Origin of the sequence: Caulobacter sp. 17J65-9, from assembly GCF_010975005.1 — a bacterium.
Classification (GTDB): Bacteria; Pseudomonadota; Alphaproteobacteria; order Caulobacterales; family Caulobacteraceae; genus 17J80-11.
The window spans coordinates 1-8,084 of record NZ_JAAIVC010000166.1 but is presented as its reverse complement, the minus strand read 5'-3'; the positions used below and the strand labels follow the sequence as shown (position 1 = coordinate 8,084).

10 protein-coding genes are annotated in these 8,084 nt (G+C 70.2%); 3 read left to right on the top strand and 7 right to left on the bottom strand.

The genetic code is table 11. The features are described 5' to 3' along the window. Nucleotides 1–192: 192 nt before the first annotated feature. The 6 genes from G3573_RS18145 to G3573_RS18120 form a co-directional block, all read right to left on the bottom strand. Nucleotides 193–1,683, bottom strand: coding sequence for an AAA family ATPase (locus G3573_RS18145; RefSeq protein WP_205598351.1), 1,491 nt, complete (start codon nt 1,681–1,683; stop codon nt 193–195). Between the two features lie 10 nt (nt 1,684–1,693). After that, nucleotides 1,694–2,356: a CpaD family pilus assembly lipoprotein gene (locus G3573_RS18140; protein ID WP_163263099.1), complete on the bottom strand. Its 663-nt coding sequence runs from the start codon at nt 2,354–2,356 to the stop codon at nt 1,694–1,696. Between the two features lie 14 nt (nt 2,357–2,370). Beyond that, on the bottom strand, nt 2,371–3,900 hold the full coding sequence (locus G3573_RS18135; RefSeq protein ID WP_163263098.1) for a type II and III secretion system protein family protein: 1,530 nt from the start codon (nt 3,898–3,900) through the stop codon (nt 2,371–2,373). Further along, nucleotides 3,900–4,928, bottom strand: coding sequence for a Flp pilus assembly protein CpaB (gene cpaB, locus G3573_RS18130; RefSeq protein ID WP_163263097.1), 1,029 nt, complete (start codon nt 4,926–4,928; stop codon nt 3,900–3,902). The genes G3573_RS18135 and cpaB overlap by 1 nt, the downstream gene beginning before the upstream one ends. 153 nt (nt 4,929–5,081) lie before the next feature. After that, complete coding sequence (locus tag G3573_RS18125) at nt 5,082–5,597, bottom strand: prepilin peptidase (protein ID WP_163263096.1); 516 nt, start codon at nt 5,595–5,597, stop codon at nt 5,082–5,084. Between the two features lie 135 nt (nt 5,598–5,732). Continuing rightward, nucleotides 5,733–5,915 carry a Flp family type IVb pilin gene (locus G3573_RS18120; RefSeq protein ID WP_163263095.1) on the bottom strand — a complete coding sequence of 61 codons (183 nt, stop codon included), beginning with the start codon at nt 5,913–5,915 and terminating at the stop codon, nt 5,733–5,735. Between the two features lie 326 nt (nt 5,916–6,241). Between G3573_RS18120 and G3573_RS18115 the strand changes: the two genes are divergently transcribed. The 3 genes from G3573_RS18115 to G3573_RS18105 are packed head-to-tail and all read left to right on the top strand — an operon-like array spanning nt 6,242 to nt 7,736. Beyond that, entirely contained in the window at nt 6,242–6,616 is a 375-nt protein-coding gene (locus G3573_RS18115) for a pilus assembly protein N-terminal domain-containing protein (protein WP_163263094.1), read from the top strand. 26 nt (nt 6,617–6,642) lie between these two features. Next, the gene (locus tag G3573_RS18110; RefSeq protein WP_163263093.1) at nt 6,643–7,197 is read left to right on the top strand and encodes a TadE/TadG family type IV pilus assembly protein; all 555 of its coding nucleotides are present in this window, start codon (nt 6,643–6,645) and stop codon (nt 7,195–7,197) included. Then, entirely contained in the window at nt 7,197–7,736 is a 540-nt protein-coding gene (locus G3573_RS18105; RefSeq protein WP_163263092.1) for a TadE/TadG family type IV pilus assembly protein, read from the top strand. The genes G3573_RS18110 and G3573_RS18105 overlap by 1 nt, the downstream gene beginning before the upstream one ends. Here G3573_RS18105 and G3573_RS18100 read toward each other — a convergent pair. Beyond that, nucleotides 7,723–8,084: aminotransferase class IV (locus G3573_RS18100; protein ID WP_205598350.1), on the bottom strand; the 362-nt coding region annotated here is incomplete at its 5' end. The two genes, G3573_RS18105 and G3573_RS18100, sit on opposite strands and share 14 nt — an antisense overlap.

Below are 8,084 nucleotides of genomic sequence, written 5' to 3'. Positions count from 1 at the left end.
GCCCTTGGGGGCCTCGCCGCCGGCCGGCTTCGGCTTGGGCGCGAGGGCGTCGAGCTTCGGCTCGGCCGCCGGCGCGGAAGGCGACGGCTGCGCCGGGGACTGGGGAGCCGCACGCGCCGCGGCCTGGCCGAAACCGGCCGGCTGCGGGTCGCTCCCGTTAGTGCGCTTGCCGAACACCCTCGCCGGCTCCCCTTACCGCTTGAAGATCTTGGACAGGACCGACGGCTTGGCGGCCGCCTTGGCCGGCGCCGGCAGGGCCAGGATCTCGCGCTTGGAGACCACCTGGGCCAGATGCGCGAACCCTTCGGCCGGCTTCGACTTGGAGCCGATCTCCAGGATCATCTGGCCGTTGTTGGCGGCCTGGCCGAACAGCTTGGCGTCGAACGGCATGACCAGGCACGGCGGCAGGCCGAGCGCGTTGCCGAATTCCTTGATCGGGATTTCCGGACGGCCGGGAACGCCGACCTGGTTCAACACCAGGCGCGGCGGCGCGTCGTTCGGCCGGGCGGCGCGGGCCAGGTCGATCATGTTCTTGGCGTTACGCAGGGAGGCCAGGTCGGGCGTGGCGACCACCACCACCTCGTCGGCGGTGATCATCATGCGGCGCATCCAGGCGTTCCACTGGTGCGGCAGGTCCAGCACCACGAAGGGGGCGGTGCCGCGGATGCGGGTGGCGACCTCCTCAATGGCCTCGGGCGAGACGTCCCAGTCGGAGTCCAGGCTGGCCGGCGCGGCGAACAGGCTGAGCCGGTCGGTGCAGCGGACCATCATGCGGTCCAGCAGCACGGGGTCCAGGCGCTCCGGCTCGTTCAGCGCGTCGGCGACGCCCTGCACCGGGTCCTGGTTGAAGTCCAGGCCGGCGGTGCCGAACGGCAGGTCGAAGTCGACGATCACCGTCTGGGCCGACAGCCGCTCGCTGATGGCGTAGGCGGTGTTGTGGGCCACGGTCGAGGCGCCCACGCCGCCGCGCGCGCCGACGAAGGCGATGGTGCGGCCGACGAACGGCGCGGCCGGGTCGTTGTAGAGCGAGCCGATGGCGCTGATCAGCTGCATCGGCTGGACCGGCGCGACCAGGTACTCGCTGACGCCGCGGCGCATCAGCTCGCGGTACAGGGCGATGTCGTTGGCGGCGCCGATGACCACCACCTTGGTGCCCGCGTCGCACTGCTCGGCCAGCTCGTCGAGCTCGGCGATCATCTGCGCGGCCGAGGTCATGCTCTCGACGATGATCAGCGAGGGCGTGGCTTCGTGGCCGTAGGCGGTCAGCGCGGTCTGCAGGCCGCCCATGCGGACGGTCGTGCTGGCCCGCGACAGCCGGCGGTCGCCGGCGGCGCGCTGGGCCGCCTCGAAGGTGTCGCTGCGCTCGGCGAAGATGTGGATGCCGATGCGCGGCACGTTCACCTGGCCGAGCGCGGACTCGGCCCCGGCCTGCATGTCGCCGACGGGGTTGTAGCCGTGGCCGCCATGCGAGGACGACGACACCGGGGCCGCGATCTGCAGGGCGCCCGCGCTGGGATGCAGCTGGGACGGCGGCGGCAGAATTTCGACCTCGGCGGCGCCGGGCTCGTCGTTGCCCACCGGCATGATGCGGGTGCGCGGATCGTCGGCGCCGGGGAAGACCAGCTCGTCGTCGACGTGGAAATCGTCTTCGTAGGGGTCCACGGTGCTATAGGCCCTGCTCATCTGCTCCGCCTCACTGCACGACCTGGGCGACCTTGCCGTCGGCGCTGGCGTCCTTGGCCGAGGCGGTCATCTCACCCTTGCGGTACTTGTCGAGCACCACGCTGCGACGGCCGGCGTCGGCGGGGTCCGCCGCGGCGGGGCCGCCGATGTCGCGCGGGTTGGCGATCTGCGCGGCCAGGTTGGCCGTGACCGAGCAGCCGAAGTCCGCGTAGGCGCGGTTGTCGCGGGTGGCCGTCAGGTCGTTCCACTCGCGCCCGCACTGGGGAACGACGGCGGACAGGACCTTGAAGCTGGCCAGCACGGGCGCGGCCGCCGGATCGGCGGCGGTGTAGGCGCCCAGGCGCACCCGCTCGGCCGGCACGCCGGCCTGCTCGAGGGCGGCCTTGACGTTCCAGGCGCTCTTCGTGGCGGCCTCGTCGCCGCCGGTGGCGCTCTGCACGGTGATCACCTCGCCGCCGGCGCTGTGGAAGCGCTGGGCCAGGTCGGCCACCGCCGCGCGCTGGGCCGCGGACAGCCCTTCGGCGTGCGGCGCGAGCGCGATCTGGTCGACGGTCGACGCCGTTTGCAGCGTGAAGTTCTCGGTCGGCAGCGCCGGGGCCGGGTGGTGGCCGGCGGCGGTCGCGCAGGCGCCCAGCAGCATGGACAGCCCCAGGATCGAAGCTTTGCGGATCATGCCCTCGCCCCCCTCTACTCGATGACGTAGCCGACCGGGCCCTGGTAGGCCTCGGGCGGCGCCGCGGCGGCGTCGCCGCGATAGACCTTGTTCAGACGGCCCAGCAGGATGGTCGAGGCGTCGCTGGCCATCTGCAGGTTCTGGCCGGGCGCCTGCAGCCGGTCCGGATCGGTCGCCCGAACCAGGTACGGGGTGACGATCACCACCAGCTCGGTCTCTTCGTTGAGGTAGTCGCGCGAGCGGAACAGGGCGCCCAGCACCGGCACCTCGGTGGCGCCCGGCAGGGCGTCGAGGTTCTGCTTGGCCTTCTGCTGCAGCAGGCCGGCGATCATCAGGCTGCCGCCGGAGGGCAGTTCCACCGCGGTCTCGGCCCGGCGGACGCTCAGCGCCGGCAACACCAGCGACGTCCCGCCGCCGCCGAGGGTGAAGGCGCCTTCCTGGGAAAGCTCCGACACCTCGGTCGAGATCTTCATGGAGATCCGGCCTTCAGACATCACCACGGGGGTGAAGCCGAGGCCCACGCCGAACGGCTTGTACTCGACCGTGACCTTGCCGTTCTGGTCGATGCCGGTCGGGACCGGGAACTCGCCGCCGGCGAGGAACTTGGCGGACTCGCCGGAGATCGCCGTCAGGTTCGGCTCGGCCAGGGTGCGCACCAGGCCGGTGCGCTCGAAGGCCTGGAAGCAGGCGTCGATGCTGGCGCCGGACACGAGCTTGTAGGCCGAGCTCACAGCGTTGGTGACGTCCTGGATGCTGCCCGGGGCGGGCGAGCCCGTCGTGGTCGTCGTATCCGTGTTGGTGACGGTGGTCGCGCGGGCCCCGTTCTGGCCGTAGCACAGGCCGCCGCCGCCCATGGCGGAGCCGTTCACGCCGTAGGTGTTCCCGCGGCCGAAGGCGTAGGAGTGAATTCCGTTGTTCGTGACGGCGTCCGCCGACAGCCCCAGCTGCTTGATCACCGAGCGCCGCATCTCGACGACGCGGACCTTCAGCGTCACCTGATCCTCGCCGGCGATGCTGAGCATGTTGACGACCTGCTCGGGCTTGGCGACGAACTGCTCGGCCACGCGGCGGACCCGGTCGGCCTCGCCGGCGTTGGCGACCGTGCCGGTCAGGATCAGGCTGTCGTTGACCGGCTCGACCGTGACCTTCGCGCCCGGAACGACGCGACGCAACGTGTCTTCCAGCGCGCCGGTGCTCTGGTCGACGCGGATGGCCAGGCTGAGGATCTGGCGGCCGGCGCCGTCGAAGAACACCGCGTCGGTCTGGCCGGACTTGACGCCCAGCACATAGATCCGGCGCGGCGTGCGCAGCACGGCGTCGGCGACGGTCGGGTCGGACACCAGCACGTCGCGGGCGTCCACCGGCAGTTCGATGATCGCCGACTTGCCGCGCGGCAGCGACAGCGACTGGGCGGCCGCACCGTCCCCGCCCAGCTGGACGCTGACCATGGACTGGGCCAGGGCGGCCGGAGCCGGCGCGACGGCCGCCAGGGCGACGGCCAGGGCCGCGGAGGTACGCAGGAGTTTGGAGAAATTCCGGCTCATCACATCACCGCCACGTCGGTAACTTCATTGCCGCGGAACACGCGGATCGATCGCACAGCAGCCGACTGCGCGTCGCGCGCCACCTGCGGAGTGCGGCCGGAGGGACCGCTGGCGTCGGCGTAGGAGCGCAGGGTCAGCGAGAGCTTGCCTTGCGCCTGGGCCAGGGCCAGGGCTTCGGAATCCGCCGGGGCCAGTTCGAGGGTCGCGGTCGCGCCGACCACCGTGGTGGCGCCCTTGTCGGGCTGGGTCACCTGATCGACGGCCAGGACCCGGACGTTGCGCAGGACGGTCTCGCTGACATAGGCGTTGCGGCTGCCGCTCTGGCCTTTCACCTCGACCTCGTGCGCCAGCAGCACGTCGACCCGGTCGCCAGGGAGGATGAAGCCGCCGGCCGCGGTCTCGACTGACACCGACACCGACATGGCGCGCATGCCGGGCTGGATCACGACCGCCAGGTACCCGCTTTCACCGGCCCGCACGAGCTTGCGGGCGACGATCGGCTCGCCGGCCATGAAGGCCTCGCGCACCACCGAGCCGACGAACTGCGCCTTCGGACCGGCGCCGGTCAGCATGTCGGCGACCTTCGTGGCCGCGTCGGCCGGCTTGGCGTCCGCGACGGCGGTCTTGGCGCCGGCCTTGCCGGCTTTCGCGTCCGCCGGCTTTGCATCCTTGGCCTTGTCGTCGGCCTTCTTGCCGTCCTTCGCGTCCTTGTCCGCGTCGGCGGCTGGCTCGGCGTCGCCGAGAGGCTTGGCGACGTCGACCGAGCCGTCGGTGACGAAGGCCTGGTTGACGGCCTCGACCGGCCATTCCTGCCAGTCCATGTCGGCTTCGGTCAGACGGTCGCCGATCTTCAGGTCGCGCTTGGCCACCAGGACGCGCGCCATCGGCTTGACGTTGGCCTGCGAAATGGGAACCGCGGCCTCGGCCTGGGAGGTCGGCTTTCCGGACAGCGCCCCGCGGACGATCAGCGCCAGGCCGACCGCGGCCACGGCCGCCACCGCGAGAATGACAATTCGAACAGGCTTCATTCGGTACGCCCCCTCCTGGGGCTCGCCCGCCTGCCTGTGCGAGGCCCGCGGAACAACGCCTTTTCCAGTCTTTGGGAGGGTCGCCCCTCAGGGGTTAACGCCCACCTAAATCCCAAGGCTACGCAAAGATTTACGAGGGTCCCGGACGGGGGGTCAGAAGGACGCCGACCAGCTGGTGACGAGGTCGGAGACCGGATAGGCCGCGAGCGCGCCGATCGCGATGGCCACGCCGTAGGGGATGTCGCCCTTCGGCTGCAGCAAGCGGCCCATCCAGCCCTGCCCCTGCACCGCGTAGGCGTGGGCGACGAAGCGCGCCTGGATCAGGATCAGCGCGAAGGCGCCGCCGGCCAGGGCCGTCCAGATCAGGAATTCCGGCAGGGCGCTGAAACCGAGCCAGAGGCTGGCCGAGGCCAGGAGCTTGGCGTCGCCGCCGCCGATCCAGCGCAGGGCGAACATCGTCATCGCGGCGAGCAGGACCCCGAGGCCGATCGCCAGGTGGGACAGCATCTCGACCGGCGCGAGCCCCGCCGCCAGCGCGGTGGGGAAGAAGCCGCCGATCAGAACGACGGACATCCAGTTCGGGATGGTCATGGTGGTCACGTCGCGCAGGGCGGCGGCGATCGCCACCACCGGGAATACGCAGAGCAGCACCGCCGTCACCAGGTTCATCGCACCGAGCCTCGTCGTGAAATCTTGCCGGATCAGTCTAGGCGCGAGGAGTAAACTCGAGCCTAAGCCCCAAAAACTGAAAGGGCCGCGGCGGTTACCCGCCGCGGCCCTCCCGCGAAACATCAGCTCGAAGGCTTACGGGGCGGTCGAAGCGCCGGCCATGCCCTTTTCAGCGGCCGCGAAGGTCGTGCCGACCTGCTTGCCCAGGGCGGTCACGGCGCCGATGATGGCGACCGCGATCAGAGCGGCGATCAGGCCGTATTCGATCGCCGTGGCGCCCGACTCGTCCTTGATGAAGCGGGTGACGAACTTGGTCATGTAACTTCTCCTGTTCAGCAAGCAGACAGCGAGGACTTCCTCACCGGGGCCCGAGCCGTCTTGCTCGCTTGCCCCCAAACGCATGATCAACTTGCACCACCCTGCGTTAACGGGTGGTGAAAACTAGAAGTCGCCCGATTATTTCTATGGTGAACGAATATTTACAGTTAAGTTCTGATAACCATGCGTTTAATTTCTCAACGATTCCATGGGGCGCCGCGGCCAGCGCACGATGATCTGGGCAGTTTCAGTTTTTTTTGACGAATGACCGGCGATCCTTCGCTCGCGCGGGCCCGCCCGCGTAAGATTCAAAAGGAGTGGCCCCGATGCGCCGCCTGACGTTCGCCAGCCTGGCCCTGATCCTCGCCGCCGTCCCCGGCGTCGCCTCCGCCCTGAACGTGCCGCTGAACCACACCGAGCGCCTGAACCTGTCCGGCGCCGCCGCCTCGGTGATCGTGGGCAATCCCGGCGTGGCCGACGTGACCGTGGTGGACGAGCGCACGCTCTACGTCGCCGGTCGCGGCTACGGCGTCACCGAAGTGGTGGTGATCGATAGCCTGGGCCGCACGATCTATAAGGGCGAGGTGGTGGTCACCGCCCCGTCGTCCGGCCAGGTCTCGGTCTATCGCGGCGCCGCGGTCACCGAGATGACCTGCGCCTCGAAGTGCGTCTCCACCGCCGCCGGCGCCAAGGCGCCCTGACCTCGTCGGCCTGCGGGAGCGCGCGCATGACGTCCCTTGTCCGCAAATACGTCGCCCGGACGCGCGCCTTCGCGCGCGACCTGGCCCGCCGCGACGACGGCGCGACGGCGGTCGAGTTCGCCTTCGTCATCGGCCCGTTCCTGTTCATGCTGTTCGCGGTGCTTGAACTGGCGATCGTCTTCACGGTCTCGGCGCTGCTGGAGAACGCGACGGTCGACACCTCGCGGCGCATCCGCACCGGCGAACTGCAGACCGCGGGCGGCGCGACCAAGACGACCTTCCGCAACGACATCTGCGCGCACATGCCGTTGCTGGAAACCCAGTGCCGCGAGCGTCTGCAGATCGACGTGCGCACCTACCAGCAGTGGGCCGACGCCCAGCCGGTCGATCCGATCCAGAACGGCAAGCTCGACGACAAGGCGCTGATGTTCGACGCCGGCAAGGCCGGCAGCATCGTGTTGGTCCGCGCCTACTACAAATGGCCGCTGCTCACCCCGTTCATGAACCAGGCGCTCTCGCGCCTGGACGGCGGCGTGGCGGTGATCCAGGCGACCGTCACCTTCCGGAACGAGCCCTACTGATGATGCGCCGTTTCCGATCCTGGCTGACGCGGCTGGCGCGGGCGGAAGAGGGCGTCTCCGCGGTCGAGTTCGCCCTGATCGCGCCGCTGATGATCCTGTTCTATTTCGGCCTCGCCGAACTGAGCCAGGGCTACATGGCCCAGCGCCGGGTCAATCACGCCGCGGCGGCGATCGCCGACCTGGTCGCCCAGCAGCAGGCGGTCAACAACCAGGACATGCAGGACGTCTTCCTGGTCGGCGGACTGACCATGGCCCCCTTCCCCACCGACACGCTGAAGCTGCGGATCAGCAGCGTCGTCGCCGATTCCAAGGGCGTGACCAAGGTCGCCTGGAGCGACGGCAGCCATATCGCCGCCCGCACCAAGGATGAAGTGGTGAAGGTCCCGGCCGGCCTGGTCAGCGCCGGCGCCAGCGTGATCATGGCCGAGGTCGAATACGACTACCAGTCGACGACCCGCCAGGTGATGCCCGCGCTCACCAAGCTGAAGCACACCTACTACCTGGCGCCGCGCCTGTCGCAGACCGTCACCCGCAAGTAACCGCCACGGCGCGCGTCAGCGCGTCCTGCGCCGGGTGGGCGGCGACCGCCCGGCCGTCGAGCCTTGAGACCGGGCGCAGGCCGATCAGACTGTTGGTCAGGAACAGGCCCACGGCGGCGTCCAGCCGCTCGCGCCGAGCCCGCGCCTCGAGCGCCTCCAGCCCCAGCGCGGCGGCGGCGCGCAGCACCTCGGCGCGTACGACGCCGGCCAGCACCCCGCACTCCAGCGCCGGCGTGACCAGGCGCTCGCCCTCGAACCAGAACAGGTTGGCGACCGCCGCGCAGGCGACCTCGCCCTCGGTGTTCAGCATCAGGGCCTCGTCGGCCCCGGCCGCGCGCGCCCCCCGGC

Coding starts and splice junctions, on each gene's coding strand:
- G3573_RS18145 (WP_205598351.1), bottom strand. CDS start 1,683: ATGAGCAGGGCCTATAGCACCGTGGACCCCTACGAAGACGATTTCCAC.
- G3573_RS18140 (WP_163263099.1), bottom strand. CDS start 2,356: ATGATCCGCAAAGCTTCGATCCTGGGGCTGTCCATGCTGCTGGGCGCC.
- G3573_RS18135 (WP_163263098.1), bottom strand. CDS start 3,900: ATGAGCCGGAATTTCTCCAAACTCCTGCGTACCTCCGCGGCCCTGGCC.
- cpaB (WP_163263097.1), bottom strand. CDS start 4,928: ATGAAGCCTGTTCGAATTGTCATTCTCGCGGTGGCGGCCGTGGCCGCG.
- G3573_RS18125 (WP_163263096.1), bottom strand. CDS start 5,597: ATGAACCTGGTGACGGCGGTGCTGCTCTGCGTATTCCCGGTGGTGGCG.
- G3573_RS18120 (WP_163263095.1), bottom strand. CDS start 5,915: ATGACCAAGTTCGTCACCCGCTTCATCAAGGACGAGTCGGGCGCCACG.
- G3573_RS18115 (WP_163263094.1), top strand. CDS start 6,242: ATGCGCCGCCTGACGTTCGCCAGCCTGGCCCTGATCCTCGCCGCCGTC.
- G3573_RS18110 (WP_163263093.1), top strand. CDS start 6,643: ATGACGTCCCTTGTCCGCAAATACGTCGCCCGGACGCGCGCCTTCGCG.
- G3573_RS18105 (WP_163263092.1), top strand. CDS start 7,197: ATGATGCGCCGTTTCCGATCCTGGCTGACGCGGCTGGCGCGGGCGGAA.